At 60.6% G+C, this 14,951-nt stretch carries 14 protein-coding genes; 9 read left to right on the forward strand and 5 right to left on the reverse strand.

The features are described 5' to 3' along the window. The first annotated feature begins 85 nt into the window (after positions 1-85). From trpD to aroA, 7 genes are all read left to right on the forward strand, one after another. A complete protein-coding gene (gene trpD / locus K6T64_RS00270) occupies positions 86-1,150 on the forward strand; it encodes an anthranilate phosphoribosyltransferase (RefSeq protein WP_288008282.1) in 1,065 nt (354 codons plus the stop codon). Then, positions 1,147-1,944: an indole-3-glycerol phosphate synthase TrpC gene (gene trpC, locus K6T64_RS00275; RefSeq protein WP_288008076.1), complete on the forward strand. Its 798-nt coding sequence runs from the start codon at positions 1,147-1,149 to the stop codon at positions 1,942-1,944. Before trpD ends, trpC begins: the two co-directional genes overlap by 4 nt. After that, a complete protein-coding gene (locus K6T64_RS00280; RefSeq protein ID WP_288008078.1) occupies positions 1,941-2,582 on the forward strand; it encodes a phosphoribosylanthranilate isomerase in 642 nt (213 codons plus the stop codon). The genes trpC and K6T64_RS00280 overlap by 4 nt, the downstream gene beginning before the upstream one ends. Further along, positions 2,566-3,768, forward strand: a complete 1,203-nt coding sequence (gene trpB / locus K6T64_RS00285; protein WP_288008080.1) for a tryptophan synthase subunit beta — start codon at positions 2,566-2,568, stop codon at positions 3,766-3,768. The genes K6T64_RS00280 and trpB overlap by 17 nt, the downstream gene beginning before the upstream one ends. Further along, on the forward strand, positions 3,765-4,586 hold the full coding sequence (gene trpA, locus K6T64_RS00290) for a tryptophan synthase subunit alpha (protein WP_288008082.1): 822 nt from the start codon (positions 3,765-3,767) through the stop codon (positions 4,584-4,586). The genes trpB and trpA overlap by 4 nt, the downstream gene beginning before the upstream one ends. Positions 4,587-4,599: 13 nt before the next feature. After that, positions 4,600-5,718 carry a prephenate dehydrogenase gene (locus K6T64_RS00295; protein WP_288008083.1) on the forward strand — a complete coding sequence of 373 codons (1,119 nt, stop codon included), beginning with the start codon at positions 4,600-4,602 and terminating at the stop codon, positions 5,716-5,718. Between the two features lie 66 nt (positions 5,719-5,784). Continuing rightward, positions 5,785-7,086: a 3-phosphoshikimate 1-carboxyvinyltransferase gene (gene aroA, locus K6T64_RS00300; RefSeq protein WP_288008085.1), complete on the forward strand. Its 1,302-nt coding sequence runs from the start codon at positions 5,785-5,787 to the stop codon at positions 7,084-7,086. 58 nt (positions 7,087-7,144) lie between these two features. On the opposite strand, the gene K6T64_RS00305 is transcribed toward aroA, so the two are convergent. The 5 genes from K6T64_RS00305 to K6T64_RS00325 all read right to left on the reverse strand — a co-directional run bounded on the left by K6T64_RS00305 (position 7,145) and on the right by K6T64_RS00325 (position 11,722). Beyond that, the gene (locus K6T64_RS00305) at positions 7,145-7,849 is read right to left on the reverse strand and encodes an ABC transporter ATP-binding protein (protein WP_170086860.1); all 705 of its coding nucleotides are present in this window, start codon (positions 7,847-7,849) and stop codon (positions 7,145-7,147) included. Beyond that, on the reverse strand, positions 7,849-8,616 hold the full coding sequence (locus K6T64_RS00310) for an ABC transporter ATP-binding protein (RefSeq protein ID WP_288008087.1): 768 nt from the start codon (positions 8,614-8,616) through the stop codon (positions 7,849-7,851). The genes K6T64_RS00305 and K6T64_RS00310 overlap by 1 nt, the downstream gene beginning before the upstream one ends. Further along, on the reverse strand, positions 8,603-9,574 hold the full coding sequence (locus tag K6T64_RS00315; protein ID WP_170086861.1) for a branched-chain amino acid ABC transporter permease: 972 nt from the start codon (positions 9,572-9,574) through the stop codon (positions 8,603-8,605). The genes K6T64_RS00310 and K6T64_RS00315 overlap by 14 nt, the downstream gene beginning before the upstream one ends. A 9-nt stretch (positions 9,575-9,583) precedes the next feature. After that, the gene (locus K6T64_RS00320; RefSeq protein WP_100667658.1) at positions 9,584-10,462 is read right to left on the reverse strand and encodes a branched-chain amino acid ABC transporter permease; all 879 of its coding nucleotides are present in this window, start codon (positions 10,460-10,462) and stop codon (positions 9,584-9,586) included. Between the two features lie 84 nt (positions 10,463-10,546). Further along, positions 10,547-11,722 (reverse strand): ABC transporter substrate-binding protein, encoded by a 1,176-nt coding sequence (locus tag K6T64_RS00325; RefSeq protein ID WP_100667659.1) that lies wholly within the window; start codon positions 11,720-11,722, stop codon positions 10,547-10,549. Positions 11,723-11,952: 230 nt separating this feature from the next. Between K6T64_RS00325 and K6T64_RS00330 the strand changes: the two genes are divergently transcribed. After that, positions 11,953-13,614, forward strand: a complete 1,662-nt coding sequence (locus K6T64_RS00330) for a DNA repair helicase XPB (protein WP_288008091.1) — start codon at positions 11,953-11,955, stop codon at positions 13,612-13,614. Next, positions 13,589-14,944 carry a helicase-associated domain-containing protein gene (locus K6T64_RS00335; protein ID WP_157935432.1) on the forward strand — a complete coding sequence of 452 codons (1,356 nt, stop codon included), beginning with the start codon at positions 13,589-13,591 and terminating at the stop codon, positions 14,942-14,944. Before K6T64_RS00330 ends, K6T64_RS00335 begins: the two co-directional genes overlap by 26 nt. The last annotated feature ends 7 nt before the right edge of the window (positions 14,945-14,951 follow it).

The following is a 14,951-nucleotide window of genomic DNA, read 5'->3' on the forward strand; positions in this document are numbered from 1 at the left end:
ACCAAGTTCAGGAGGTTCGTGAGATTCGAGCCGTCTGTGAGCCGAGGGAGAGCAGCAGAGATAAGTGAAGGAGAGTGGAGACGAGATGAGGGATGTGCTCGAACAGTTGATCCGCGGGGAGGACTTGTCCGAAGCCGAGGCCCAAGCGGCCATGGAACAGGTCATGAGCGGAAAGGCGACCAACGCCCAGGTCGGGGCGTTTCTTACTGCCCTGAGGATCAAAGGAGAACGGGTGGAAGAGATAGCAGGTTTTGCCAAAGCCATGCGAAAGTTTGCCCATCCCCTTCCCGTGGATGGGGATAAGGTCATTGACACCTGCGGTACCGGCGGCGACGGAGCCCGGACTTTCAACGTATCGACGGCGGCGGCGTTGGTGGCTGCGGCAGCCGGGGCCAAAGTGGCCAAGCACGGCAACCGGAGCGTGTCCAGCCGAAGCGGGAGTGCGGACGTCTTGGCGGCTTTGGGGGTGGAGGTGGACCTCTCCCCGGAGGAAGCGGCCCAGTGTCTGGAGGAAGTGGGGTTGTGTTTTCTTTTCGCGCCCAGTTATCACGGGGCGATGCGCCACGCCATGGCGCCGCGCAAGGAATTGGGTTTCCGGACGGTGTTTAACATTTTGGGTCCACTGACGAATCCCGCCGGGGCCCGGCGGCAGGTGATGGGAACTTTTGCACAGGATCTCGTGGAAAAAACGGCCAGGGTGCTGTTGCGGCTCGGTGCGAACCACGCTTGGGTGGTGCACGGGATGGAAGATCACCTGGATGAGCTGAGCGTCAGCGGGCCGAGCCTCGTGGCTGAAGTGAAGGACGGGACAGTGCGCACCTTTGTCCTGAATCCCGAAGACGCAGGATTGAACCGGTCGCCCCTCAGTGAAGTGGCGGGAGGCGACGCCCGGGAAAACGCAGCCATCATTCTGGACGTGCTGAGTGGAAAACGTGGTGGAGCCCGGGACATCGTTGTTTTGAACGCGGCGGCCGGCCTTCACGTGGCGGGGATTGCCCCGACCCTGAAAGCGGGAGTGACTCTAGCCCAGCGGATGTTGGACGAAGGCCGGGCGAAGGAAACGCTCGATCGGCTGGTGGAAGTCACGAAAGCTTTGGCCGGGCGGCGGGACGAGAGCGCCCCAGCGGTGAAAGGTGGGGTGGCGGGGTGACCATCCTCGAGCGGATTGTCGAGGAAAAGAAACAGGAGGTCCCTGCCCTGGAGGCAAACGCGGCGGCCTGGGAACCCCGTTTGGCGGCCGCGCCGCCGGTGAGGGATTTTCGCGCCGCACTGGAGCAAGGGGCGATGCGCCGGGTGGCGGGGGCCGGAGTCGGGCTGATTGCCGAGGTCAAGAAAGCCTCGCCTTCCAAAGGGGTGATCCGCCAGGATTTCGATCCCCTCGCCATCGCGGAGGATTATGTGCGCGGAGGGGCGGACTGTATGTCCGTCCTCACTGACCGGACCTTTTTCCAGGGCGACCCGGGGTATTTGGAACAGATCCGCAAACATGCGGATGTGCCCCTCCTGAGAAAAGATTTTATTATCGATGAGCGACAGGTCTGGGAGGCTCGTTGCCTCGGTGCTGATGCTGTTCTCTTGATCACCGCGATTCTCTCGAATGATCAGTTGGAACGGTTGATTGCCGAGGTCCGTCGGTGGGGCATGACGCCTTTGGTGGAGGTGCATTCCGAGGAAGAGATGGATCGGGCAGCTGGTGCGGGGGCCGATGTGATCGGGGTGAACAACCGGGATTTGCGGACCTTTCAGGTCGATCTCGGCGTGACGGAACGGTTGGTGCCCCGGGCACCGAAAGGGGCCTTCGTTATAAGTGAGAGCGGGATTTCGGCGCCCGAGGACGTGCGCCGGGTTCGAGAAGCCGGGGCCCGGGCGATTCTCGTGGGCGAGAGTTTGATGCGCCGGCATGATGTCATCGAAGGGATTGAGTTCCTGGTGGGTTCCCGGTGACGACAGTCAAGGCCTGCGGATTTACCCGGGCAGAGGATGTGGCGGCGGCGGAACGGCTGGGCGTAGATTGGATCGGCTTGGTGTTCGCGCCGAGCAAGCGACGGGTCGAGGTAGAACAGGCAGCCCGTTTGCGGGCTGGCACCCGTCTTCGGTGCATGGGGGTGTTCGTCGACGCCGGGATTGAAAAGGTGAGGGAGACGGCCCGGCGGGTGGGTCTTGACGGGGTGCAGTTGCACGGGGTGGAATCCCCTGAGGATTGCCGGCGGTTGCGGGATGAGGGATTGTTTGTGGTCAAGGCTTTCTCGGCTCTGCTGGAGAGACCCGGGGCGGCAGCGGCGTACAAGGGCGCCGTCGATGCCGTGCTCGTCGACGCCGGGGTTCCGGGGGAGCGGGGAGGGCGGGGGCAAACCTTTCGGTGGCAAGACATTCCCGAATGGCGCAAGGGTGCCGAAGGGTTTTTTTTATGGATCGCGGGGGGGTTACGCCCGGAGAATGTTCAGGAATTGCTTCGGGGATACCGCCCGGATGGTGTGGATGTTTCCTCGGGGATCGAGACGGGGGTCCCCGGTGTCAAAGATGTGGCGAGAATGGAAGAGTTTGTTCGAAAGGTGAGGGAATGGGATGACGGAGCCCGGTGAGCGGGGACGGTTCGGCCGGTTTGGGGGGCAGTACGTCCCGGAAACGTTGATGTCCGCCCTGGAGGCGCTGGAAAAAGATTATCTCAAGTGGAAGGATGACGAACAGTTTCGCAACGACCTGCACCGGTTCTTGACCGATTATGCCGGACGGCCGACGCCGCTGTATTTTGCGGAGCGGTTAACCAATCATGTTGGAGGGGCGCAGATTTGGCTGAAGCGGGAAGACTTGACCCACACCGGCGCCCACAAGATCAACAATACCATCGGTCAAGGACTCTTGGCCCATTATACGGGAAAACGGCGGGTCATCGCCGAAACCGGGGCGGGTCAGCACGGGGTGGCCACGGCGACGGTGGCGGCCCGGCTCGGTTTGTCTTGTACCGTGTTCATGGGGGAAGAGGATATCCGGCGTCAGGCGTTGAATGTGTTTCGCATGCGCCTTTTAGGGGCGGAGGTGGTGTCGGTCTCGTCGGGGACTGGCACACTGAAAGACGCGATGAACGAGGCGATCCGGCACTGGGTGGAGCATGTGGAGGACAGCTTTTACGTGCTCGGCACCGTGGGCGGGCCCCATCCGTATCCGGTGATGGTGCGGAATTTCCAGCGGGTCATCGGGGACGAAACCAAGGCCCAGATCCTGGAGAAGGTCGGGCGCCTGCCTGACGCCATCGTCGCCTGCGTCGGAGGCGGTAGCAACGCCATGGGGATTTTCTATCCGTTTCTCGAAGACGAGGGTGTGCGTTTGTTCGGCGTCGAGGCGGCGGGCAAGGGGTTGTCCACCGGTCTTCACGCGGCGGCTTTGGAGGGGGGGGAGCCCGGGATTCTGCACGGGTGCTTCACGTACCTCTTGCAGGATCGCTACGGTCAGGTTAAACCGGCCCATTCCATCTCGGCGGGTCTAGATTATCCCGGCGTGGGTCCTGAGCATGCCTACCTCTATGAAACCGGCCGGGTGAAGTACGTGGGCGTGACAGACGATCAGGCCCTGGATGCCTTTCACCGATTGGCGGAGTTGGAGGGGATTCTGCCTGCCCTGGAGAGCGCCCACGCCGTGGCTTATACGCTGGAATTGGCCAGAAAGATGGATCCGGATCAGGTGGTTGTGATCAGCCTGTCCGGGCGCGGGGATAAAGATGTGGAAACCCTCATGCGGCAACAGTCCGGCCTTGGAGGTGATTCGGAATGAGCACCTCCTTGCAGGTTGCCTTGGAGAGACGACGGCGCGGAGGGGAAACCGGGTTCATTCCCTTTATCACCGCCGGGGACCCCACGATGGAGGTCACCGTGGAGGCGGTGCGGAGATTGGTCCGGGCCGGGGCGGACGCTGTGGAGATCGGGATGCCTTATTCCGATCCCCTGGCCGACGGTCCCACCATTCAGGCGGCTTCCGAGCGGGCTTTGCGCGGCGGGTTTCAGATGCCCGATTTGTTTCGGCTGGGACCGATCCTTCGGGAGGCGGCGGGGGAGGTGCCTTTGGTGGCTTTTACCTATGCAAACCCCGTCTACCGCTGGGGATGGCAGACGTTCGCGGAGGACCTGGCGAAGGCGGGATATGCCGGGGTGATCGTGCCGGATCTGCCCATGGAAGAGGCGACTCCTTTACGGGAGGCCGCCGACCGGGCGGGGGTGGCACTGGTGCCGCTTGTCGCACCTACCAGCCAAGGGCGAATCGAACGGATTTGCAGAACGGCCAGGGGATTCGTATATGCCGTGTCCTCAACGGGGGTCACGGGTGTCCGCAAACGGATGCCCGAGCACCTTTCCAGGTTCATTGACGAAATCCGGCGGTGCACCGATTTGCCGATCGGTGTGGGATTCGGGATCGGAACCCCGGAGGCGGCGGCTGCGGTGGCCGAGACGGCCGACGCGGTAATTGTGGGAAGCGCCTTGGTGCGCATCCTGGCCGCCATCACCGAAGAAGGAAGAGATGCCGGCGACGTGCTGGACGATCTGGAGACTTTTGCCCGAACATTGGTCGCTCCCTTGCGAAGGGCCGAGAAATGAGGGGATTGAAACGGTGACGGAAAAGGGGCCGGCGCTTCATCGAATTGCCGTGGTGGGATGTGGTTTGATCGGGGGCTCCCTGGCGTTGGCTTGGCAGCGAGCCGGGGTGGCTCGGGAGATTGTCGGGGTGGACGTATCGGCCGAGCACCTGGACATCGCCTTGGAGATCGGGGCGATCGATCGGGCGCTGACCCTTCGGTCTGCCATGCAAGAGGCCGACCTGGTGGTGTTGGCGACTCCGGTCAAGGAATCGATGGCCCTACTGCGGGAGATCGCCGCCTTTCGTCCGGCTGCGGGGACGCTCATCACCGATGTGGGGAGCACAAAGCGGGCGATCTGCCAAGAAGCGACCCGGGTGTTGCCAGAAGGCGTATCGTTCATCGGGGGGCATCCCATGGCGGGTTCCGAGAAATCGGGGATCCGGGCGGCGTCGCCCCGGCTGTACGAGAATGCCGTTTACGTACTCACTCCGAACCCGGGGGAAAAACCGGAGATGATTCAGCGACTTCGGGATCTGGTCCAGGCAGCGGGAGCCCAGGTCTTGATCCTCGATCCCGAACACCACGACAGTTTGGTGGCGGCGGTGAGTCACCTCCCCCACGTCGTGGCGGCGCAATTGGTCCATCAAGTAGCCGAGTTGGGAGAAGACGATCCCCTATATGCCGTTCTGGCGGCCGGGGGCTTCCGGGACGTCACGCGGATTGCGTCTGGACATCCGGTGATGTGGCGAGATATCCTATTGACAAACGGGGATCGTCTTAGACCGCTGTTTGAGCGGTGGAAGGATCAGATTGAGGAGCTTCTCGGATGGATCAACCGCCGGGACGGCGAGGCCTTAGAGACATTTTTCCGCCAGGCCGCCCAGTGGCGAGATGCCCTTCCCGTGCGGGGGCGGGGGGCGATTCGGCCGGCTTTTCAATGTACGGTGGACGTGCCCGACCAGCCGGGGATCATCGGCACTGTGGCCACCCTGCTTGGTGAGGCGGGGATTAACCTTCGAAACATTGCCATCCTCGAGAGCCGGGAAGACGAGGACGGCCAACTCAGTTTGACCTTCGATACCGAGGCCGGCCGGGACCAGGCGGCTCGGCTACTCGCAGAGCATGGATTCAAAGTCGATCCGCGCATGTGAGAGAGCACAGCCATGAGAGGTTCCTCCCCCGGCGGGGCGGCGGGACCGGCACGGGGGGTGGCTTAGATGAAATTGATCGTTGAAACGGCCGGGGCGCTGAAGGGACAAGTCCGGGTGCCGGGGGACAAGTCGATTTCTCACCGGGCGGTGATGTTTACCTCTCTGGCCGATGGGGTGTCCCGGGTGGAGGGATTTTTGTTCGGCGCGGACTGTTTAAGTACGGTGGCTTGCATGCGTGCTCTCGGCGTCCCTGTGGATATAGAGGATGGGACTGTGATTGTGCACGGGGTGGGCATGCATGGACTCCAGGAGCCCGACGATGTCCTCGATGTGGGCAACTCGGGCACCACCATTCGGCTTTTGCTGGGCTTATTGTCTGGACAGACATTTCATAGTTGCCTGACCGGTGATGCGTCGATCCGCAGGAGGCCCATGGGCCGGGTGGCCAGGCCATTGCTCAGTATGGGTGCCCGGATCGACGGCCGCCGGGACGGGGATCTGGCTCCCCTGTCGGTGCGAGGAGCAGATCTGCATTCGATTAAATATCAAATGCCCGTCGCCAGTGCCCAAGTGAAATCGGCCATTCTCCTCGCCGGGCTGTTTGCCTCCGGGGTGACCGGCGTACGAGAGCCCTCACCATCCCGGGACCATACCGAACGCATGCTCAAGGCCCTCGGGGCGCCGATTTCCAAAAGGAGCGGCTACACCGAGATCGGTCGGCCGGCGCGGTTGAAGGCGATGGACATGCGGGTCCCGGGGGACCTATCATCCGCAGCTTTTCTCTTGGTGGCGACACTGATCGTTCCAGGGAGCGAGTTGATCCTGGAAGACGTCGGTGTGAACCCGACCCGCACGGGCATTCTCGACGTCCTTGGCGCCATGGGTGCCCAGTTTGACATCGAGGAAGGGGAACCCCAGGCCGGTGAACCCACCGCCCGCCTCGCCGCCAGGTCCGGGCCCCTGGTCGGCACGACGGTCGGCGGTTCTTTGATCCCGCGGCTGATTGATGAGATTCCCATTCTCGCCGTGGCGGCGGCCGCGGCCGAGGGAACCACGGAGATTCGGGATGCTCGGGAACTACGGGTCAAAGAGACGGACCGCATTCGCACCGTGGCTGAAGAACTTCGCAAATTCGGCGTTCAGGTGGCGGAATTGGAAGACGGCCTCATTATTGAGGGGGGGCGGGCGCTGAAGGGCGCCCACTGCCGCAGTCACGGCGATCACCGAATCGCCATGGCGATGGCCGTGGCGGGCCTGGTGGCCGAAGGGGAGACGGTGGTGGAAGGGTGGGAGGCGGCGGACGTGTCCTTCCCCGGATTCGTTGATTTACTTCGGGAACTGGGAGCCCGGGTCCGGGTCGAGGAGTGAGCAGTGAAGAGGGGGACGGCTGGAAAGGGAGAGGTCAGGTGCCGCGTACCCCGGGGATCTAACCCCCGAGGTACGCTTTTTTCACCTCGTCGCTCTGGGCGAGTTCAGCGGCGGGTCCGCTGTGTTTAATCTGTCCGGTCTCCAGCACATACGCCCGGTTGGCGATGGAAAGGGCCATGTGGGCGTTTTGTTCCACGAGAAGAATGGTTGTGCCCGCTTGGTTGATTTCCTGGATGATGGAGAAAATCTCCTGGACCAGGATCGGTGCCAGCCCCATTGAAGGCTCGTCCAAGAGCAACAACCTCGGCCGGGCCATGAGCGCCCGACCGAGGGCCAGCATCTGTTGCTCGCCTCCGGAAAGAGTGCCCGCAGACTGGCGACGCCGCTCCTGAAGGCGGGGAAAGCGGCTGTAAACCATCTCCAGGTCCTTCTGAACCCCGTCTTTGTCCTTGCGCAGATACGCCCCCATCTCGAGATTCTCTTCCACCGTCATGGTGGCGAATACCCGTCGGCCTTCGGGCACTTGAGAAACGCCCATTCGGACGATTTCTTTCGCCGGCGTCTTGACCAGGGATCGGCCTTCAAAAAGCACCTCTCCGCTCCTGGGGGTGATGAGCCCGGAAATGGTGCGCAAAAGAGTCGTTTTGCCGGCGCCGTTCGCCCCGATCAAGGTGACGATCTCCCCCTGATCCACGGTGAGCGACACATTTTTCAAGGCGTGAATGACCCCGTAATACACGTTCAGATCCCGGATCATCAACATCACGAGGTCACCTCCCCGAGATAGGCTTCAATCACTTTGGGATTCGACCGGATTTCCTCGGGGCTGCCCTGGGCAATCACCATGCCGTGGTCGAGGACGTAGATCCGTTCGCAGATTCCCATCACCAAGGACATGTCGTGCTCGATCAAGAGGATCGTCAGGGAAAACCGTTCCCGGATAAAAGCGATGAGATCCATCAATTCCCGGGTTTCCTGGGGGTTCATCCCCGCTGCGGGCTCGTCCAGGAGCAAAAGCCTCGGTTCCGTGGCCAGGGCCCGGGCGATCTCCAGCCGCCTCTGCTCCCCGTACGGCAAGTTCCGGGCCAATTCGTCCTTTTTCTCTTCCAAATGAAACAAGCTCAGAAAGGCCAGCGCTTTCTCTTCGATCTCCTGCTCCCCGCGAAAATACGTGGGCAGGCGAAGAATGGAAGATATCACCCCGTGCCGCACGTGGTTGTGGTAGGCGATTTTGACGTTGTCCAAAACCGTCATGTCACTGAACAGGCGGATATTTTGGAAGGTCCGGGCGATCCCCGCCCGATTGATCCGCCAGGGCGCCCACCCGACAAGAGATGCACCGTCAAACAGGATCCGCCCTTCGCTGGGGGCATAGACCCCTGTCAACAGATTGAAGACCGTGGTTTTCCCCGCTCCATTGGGGCCGATCAGTCCCACCAATTCCCCGGTCTCCAGGTGCAGTGAAACCTCGGAAACCGCTCGCAACCCTCCGAATTCACACGTCACTTTGTCCAGCTCAAGGAGCGGCATGTTCGTCCCTCCTTCGTCCGAGCCCGATGGCGGAGAGTCGAAATTCCTTGGTTCCCATGAGCCCCTGGGGCCGGAAAATCATGATCAGGACGAGGATCAGGGAGTAAATGACCATTTGCCATTGAGGGTAGTCCTGTAAGAACGCGGTGATGAGCGTCAACACCACGGCGCCCAGGATCGATCCGGTGATACTCCCCAGGCCCCCGAGCACCACGATGACCAGGATGTTGAAGCTCTGTAAAAACCCATAAGACGTCGGTTTAATAAAGTAAAACGTGTGAGCGGACAATGCGCCGGCGACTCCGGCGAAAAGTGCGCCGATGGAGAACGCCAGCACTTTATAATACGTGACGTTGATCCCCATCATTTCGGCGGCGACTTCGTTTTCCCGCACAGCGATACAGGCCCGTCCATGTCTGGAATGGACAAAATTGGCGATGACGACCACGGTGATCAACGCGGCGAAGTACAGCCACGTAAAATTCGTTTCTTTGTGCACCGTCATTCCCGCAGCCCCGCCCACGTACTGCAAGTTGATCAGAATAACCTGGATGATCTGTCCGAACCCCAGGGTCGTGATCGCCAGGTAGTCGCCTTTCAGGCGAAGGGTTGGGATGCCGATGAGCAGCCCCGCCACTGCAGCGGCCAAGGCGGCGATGATGAGTGCCGGGAAAAAGGGCAGTTGCATCTTCGCCGTCAGGACCGCCGACACGTAAGCGCCCACGGCGGCAAACCCGGCATGTCCAATAGAGAATTGGCCGGTAAATCCGTTGATGAGATTCAGGCTGACCGCCAAGACCACGTTCAAACACATTTGATAGACGATCAGCGCCATATACGAGTCGATGATGCCGTTATCGATCAGAAGGCCGATGATTGCGTACAAGGCGAGGCCGACGCCGATCCACGCCCAAAACGACCATCGTCCCGCCAGAGCGCCTCGTTTTTTCTCCTGCATCGGCCTCACCTACACTTTCTCCCTGGCGTGTTTGCCGAAAAGACCTTCGGGCTTGATCAGCAGGATCAGGATCAGGAGGGCAAAGGCCACCGCGTCCCGCCACAGAGAAAAGCCCAGGGACTGAACCAGGGTCTCGATCATCCCTAACACCAGGCCACCCACCATCGCTCCGGGGATGATGCCGATCCCGCCCAGCACCGCGGCAATGAACGCTTTCAGTCCCGGCATGATGCCCATCAACGGATCAATGGCACTGTAGTAAGCCCCATAGATCACCCCGGCAGCCGCCGCCAGGGCTGAACCGATGGCGAAAGTAAAAGAGATCGTGCGGTCGACGTCGATCCCCATCAATTGGGCAGCTTCGGCATCGTAAGCGACGGCCCGCATCGCTTTGCCCATCTTCGTCCGGTGCACGATGTATTGAAGAATCACCATGAGCACCACGCTGAGAACGATGATGCCGATTTGCTGCACGCTGATCGTGACCCCGCCGACGTTGATCGAACGACTCGGCAACATGCTGGGATAACCCCTGGCCTGGGCGCCCACCGCGATGATCCCAGCATTTTCGAGAAACAGGGAAACCCCGATGGCGGTGATCAGCGCCGCAATTCTCGTCGATTTGCGGAGCGGCCGGTATGCAAACCGCTCGATCACCACGCCGAGGACGGCACAAGCGGCCATGGAGACGATGAGAGACCCCAAGAATCCAAGATGCAACACGGTATAGGAAAAATACGCCACAAAGGCCCCGACCATAAACACGTCACCATGGGCAAAATTGATCAGCTTGATAATCCCGTAGACCATGGTGTATCCCAGGGCGATGAGGGCGTAGATGCTACCCACCGATAAACCGTTGACAAGTTGTTGGATAAATGTGGTCATACTGCCCTCCCTCTTCACACGGCAAAGGGGGGATTGCCCCCCCTCGCGCGAGATCGATCATTCCGCCCACCGGCTGTGCCTTGGTCAGGTAGTGGGTTGAATCTTGGTCCGGAAAACTTGTTTGCCGTCTTTCATCTCAATGACCACCGCAGCCTTTACCGGATTGTGCTGGGCGTCGATGCTCATCGTGCCGGTCACGGCATCGAAATTCTTGGTCTGAGCCAGGGCGTCTTTAATCTTCACGGGATCGGTCGAACCCGCCCGTTTGATGGCGTCTGCCACAAGGCGCACAGTATCATAGCCCAGAGCCGCGAATCCGTCCGGCTTCCGATTATACTTAGCCTGGAATTTCTTTACGAAATCCTGGATCTTCTGGTCCGGATCATCGGAGGAGTAATGGTTGGTGAAAAATACGTTGTTGGTGTTTTTCGCGCCGGCGATCTGGACCAAGGTGTCGGAATCATACCCATCACCGCCCAGGATCGGCTGGTTCATGCCCAGCTCCCGGGCCTGTTTGATGATCTTGCCGACGTCTTGGTAATAGTTTGGAATATACAACAGATCTGGATTCATGCTCTTGATCCGGGTGAGGGTCGCCCGAAAATCAGAGTCGGTGGAGGTATACTGCTCGGAGTCGATCACCTTGCCGCCCTGCTTCTCGAACTCTTTCTTAAAGGCGTCCGCCAGACCTTTGGCATAATCGCTGTCTTGGGCCACATAGAGGACGGCTGTTTTCGCGTTCAGGTCTTTTCTCGCAAAATCAGCGCCCACCGTGCCTTGGAAAGGATCAATAAAGCAGGTGCGGAAGGCGTACTCGTTCACCTTGCCCGTATTCGGATCCACGGTGATCTTGGCCGCCGTTCCGGTCGGTGTGATGATCGGAATCTTGGCGTCGGTGGCGACGTTCAATTCCGCCATGGTGTTGCCCGTTGTGGCCGGGCCCAAGATTGCGACGACTTTTTGTTCGATTAATTTTTGCGCAATAGTGGTCGACTGGGTGGTGTCAGACTGGTTGTCCAACGCGATCAAGTTCAACTTTTTTCCGAGGACGCCGCCGGCCTGGTTGATTTCGTCTACGGCCAACTGCATGCCATCTTTGGCCGAGCTCCCGTAGGCTGAGACTTGGCCGGAAAGTTCGAGATTGGCGCCGAGATTGATGGTGCCACTTTCGGCACCCGTCGTGCCCGATCCCGAACCGCAGGCCGTCAGCAGCGCACTGCCCAACAGCAGCGCCGTGACCACTGACCATGGCTTTTTCATCATGAGACCCCCTTGAAGGAAATACTGACATATACCATTTCTAATCATACAGCACTAGGAGATGAAAGTGCAGGCATTGTAAGAGGCTGAAAGAATAAGAAAAAGGGCGAATTTAGACAAGGGGTAGGCCTTATGTCCCATATCGGTGGATCACGCCCATATTCGGCATTTTCGAATAACCCATAAGGGGATGGGCCATCCTAAGACGGGAACTGTGAGGGGGGATCAGGGTGCGGAGGGGTCCTTTGGTCGTTGGGACCGAACGCAGGGTGTGGTGTTACATGGATCACCCCCGGGCGAAAGAAGCTGTCCGCGCCCTCGCCATTTTCGCCGACCTGATCAAAAGTCCACTGCAGGTTCGGGAGTACCGGATCACCGAACTCAGCCTTTGGCACGCCTGCGCCTTGGGATGGGGGTCCCGGGAAGTGCTGGACACGCTTCGGGATTTAGCCATGGGGCCCATCCCCTATCCGGTGCAGGAGTGGATTGTACTCACCATGAATCGATGGGGAGGGCTCGTTCTCGAAAAATCCGGGCGCAGGTATCAATTGGTGGCTCGCCAACCCCTGTCCGAGGGCGTGCGCCAAGCCCTTCAGCAGTCCGGCCTCCTGGAGCGGGGCGGCCGCTGGATGGTGCCCGCGCGACAAAGGGGCGAAATCAAGCGGCAGCTTCTATCCCTGGGCTATCCCGTGCTGGACATGGCGGGTCACGCGCCGGGGGAACCCCTCGACATTGATCTGAAGGGGACCGTGATTCTTCGCCCCTATCAAGACGAGGCGGTGCAGGCCTTTTTTGACGAGGGTCGCCATGGGGGCAGTGGGGTCGTGGTCCTGCCCTGCGGGTCCGGGAAAACGATCGTGGGACTGGCGGTGATGGCCCGGTATCGCCAGCAGACCCTCGTTCTCACCTCCACCACCACCGCGGCTTATCAATGGAAGCGCGAGATCGAAGACAAATGTGAGATCGCCCCCGATTCGATCGGCGTTTACGCCGGGGATGAACGGGTGATCAAGCCTGTGACCATTTCCACTTACGCGATGATGACGTGGAAGAATCCCAGGGGGGCCATGCCGCATCTTCGGGAACTCGCCCGTCACCCCTGGGGGTTGGTGATTTATGATGAGGTGCATCTGGTTCCCGCCCCGATCTTTCGTTTTTCCGCCGGAATTCAAAACTGCCGGCGACTGGGGCTCACCGCTACCCTGGTGCGGGAAGACGGCCGGGAGGCCGACGTGTTCAGCCTGATTGGCCCGAAATGTTTTGACTTGCCGTGGCGCACCGTGGAAGAGGAGGGGTGGATCGCCAGGGCGGAGTGTTACGAATTGCGGGTCCCCCTGGACCCCGCGGCGGAGGAAGCGTACCGCCAGGCCGAATCCCGGGAACGGTGGCGAATTGCTGCGACAAACCCTCGAAAACTTGAGGTGGCCGCCGAGTTGGTGGCCCGGCACCGGGGTACGCCGGTGCTGGTGATCGGACATTATCTCGACCAGCTCCGGGAACTGGCCCATCGGCTCGGTGCGCCGGATATCACCGGGGATACACCCGAGCGGGTGCGCCGGGAGACTTATGACGCTTTTCGCCGGGGCGAAATCCCCGTCCTGTGTTTGTCCCGAGTGGCCAACACGGCGGTGGACCTCCCGGATGCCCGGGTGGCGGTGGAGTTGTCCGGGAATTTTGGCTCCCGGCAGGAAGAGGCCCAACGCCTCGGGCGCCTTCTTCGTCCGAAAAAAGACGGAGGGGAAGCGCGGTTGTACATGTTGGTGACCGAGGGCACCGAGGAGGTGGAAACGGCGGTTCGCCGGCAGCAGTTTTTGGCAGAGCAAGGGTATGAATATCGAATCTTCGCGGTGCGGGCAGGGGTGGAGCATGCGTTTGACGGAGTGTCTCAATGAATCGGATGTCCGGGCGTTACAGCGGATCGCGGCGCATTACGAAGAGGATTTTCATTCGAGTTCCAAAATGTCCCTGATCCAAGGGATTGTGGCCGGAATGGGTCGCCGGACAGAGATTTGCCGGCGGATTGAGGATTTTCCCCCGTTGATGAAAGACGTGGTGGTCGCCCTGGCCTGCGAGCGGGAGGTATGGAGTGCGGAGGACCTCCGGGCCCTAGTGGGCCGGGTATTCGGCCAAGGAGTGGAATGGCGGGAAGTGGCGGACCGAGTGATGGAGAGGGGTTGGATGTTTCCCCTGCGGTCGTCGCGTTCTCAAGTCTTGTACCATCTGCCGGATGAGGTGCGGGACGGGGTGAGGCAGTGGCTTCGGGAGAAGAGCCGAAAAGGAGCGGAGCATGTCCCGGAACCGCTGGTGTGGAAGGATGAAAGCTTGGCCATTGTTCGGGATACGGCAGTCTTTTTGGCCTATGTCGGCCGGCGGGAACCAGAGTTGACCGGGGAGGGCGTGCTGTACCGGAGACACCAACAACAGATCTTTCAGTTGATGGAGATTCGGGAGGAACCTCTCGCCCCGGTCACATGGCGCTTTGGATACGGGCGGCGGTTTTACGACTATCCCGACCGATTTGCAATGATTTATGATTTCTGCTACGCGAAGGGCTATGTGGAAGAAGGCCCGGAGCGCTTGGCCCTGGGAGCCCGGGCCCGGGAATGGCTGGCCCGGTCGGACGGGGAAAAATGGAAAGAAATGTTCTCTTTCTGGCGACACTTGTATCGCCGGGCGATTCCGGAGTTGCCTATGGCACTGATCTGGTTGTCCGAAGCTTGCGCCCAGGGGTGGGTCCGGGAGGATCGTCTCGATGCCCTTTTGGTTCCTTATGTACAGGGTTATTACTATGAGGATGCCGAGACTGTGAAACACCGGAGGATTTACGCCATGCTCGTTCACTTCGGACTTTTGCAGTGCGGGACCGGGGAAGACGGGAGGCGGGTGTATCGGAGAAGCGAGATGGCCGGGGGCCCCTGGACGGTCGGCGACGAGCCAAGGGTTTCGGAGGAAAGCCGGGGTATCGTCGTTCAGCCGCATTTTGAAATCCTCGTCGAGCCTCGCTGGGTGGCGCGCCTGGCCCTTGATCTAGGTACCTTTGCCGAGCCCGTGAGCGGAGAAGGGTTTCCGGTGTACCGTCTGACCCGCCGCAGTGTGCGGGGGGCGGTTGATCGCGGGTGGAGCGGGGCCGATATGGTGAACTGGTTGCGGCGGCACTGCCGCCACGAGGTTCCGGGCAACGTCGAAACACAAATTTTGCAATGGGCGAAAGGGCCGTCGTAGAAGGAAA

Origin of the sequence: Kyrpidia sp., assembly GCF_023512215.1 — a bacterium.
In the GTDB taxonomy this organism is placed as follows: Bacteria; Bacillota; Bacilli; order Kyrpidiales; family Kyrpidiaceae; genus Kyrpidia; species Kyrpidia spormannii.

What these genes read in the sequence shown, in the direction of transcription:
- K6T64_RS00320 (WP_100667658.1), bottom strand. Translation starts at nt 10,462, where the DNA reads ATGACCACATTTATCCAACAACTTGTCAACGGTTTATCGGTGGGTAGC.
- K6T64_RS00315 (WP_170086861.1), bottom strand. Translation starts at nt 9,574, where the DNA reads ATGCAGGAGAAAAAACGAGGCGCTCTGGCGGGACGATGGTCGTTTTGG.
- trpB (WP_288008080.1), top strand. Translation starts at nt 2,566, where the DNA reads ATGACGGAGCCCGGTGAGCGGGGACGGTTCGGCCGGTTTGGGGGGCAG.
- K6T64_RS00305 (WP_170086860.1), bottom strand. Translation starts at nt 7,849, where the DNA reads ATGTTGATGATCCGGGATCTGAACGTGTATTACGGGGTCATTCACGCC.
- aroA (WP_288008085.1), top strand. Translation starts at nt 5,785, where the DNA reads ATGAAATTGATCGTTGAAACGGCCGGGGCGCTGAAGGGACAAGTCCGG.
- K6T64_RS00335 (WP_157935432.1), top strand. Translation starts at nt 13,589, where the DNA reads ATGCGTTTGACGGAGTGTCTCAATGAATCGGATGTCCGGGCGTTACAG.
- trpA (WP_288008082.1), top strand. Translation starts at nt 3,765, where the DNA reads ATGAGCACCTCCTTGCAGGTTGCCTTGGAGAGACGACGGCGCGGAGGG.
- K6T64_RS00325 (WP_100667659.1), bottom strand. Translation starts at nt 11,722, where the DNA reads ATGAAAAAGCCATGGTCAGTGGTCACGGCGCTGCTGTTGGGCAGTGCG.
- K6T64_RS00310 (WP_288008087.1), bottom strand. Translation starts at nt 8,616, where the DNA reads ATGCCGCTCCTTGAGCTGGACAAAGTGACGTGTGAATTCGGAGGGTTG.
- trpD (WP_288008282.1), top strand. Translation starts at nt 86, where the DNA reads ATGAGGGATGTGCTCGAACAGTTGATCCGCGGGGAGGACTTGTCCGAA.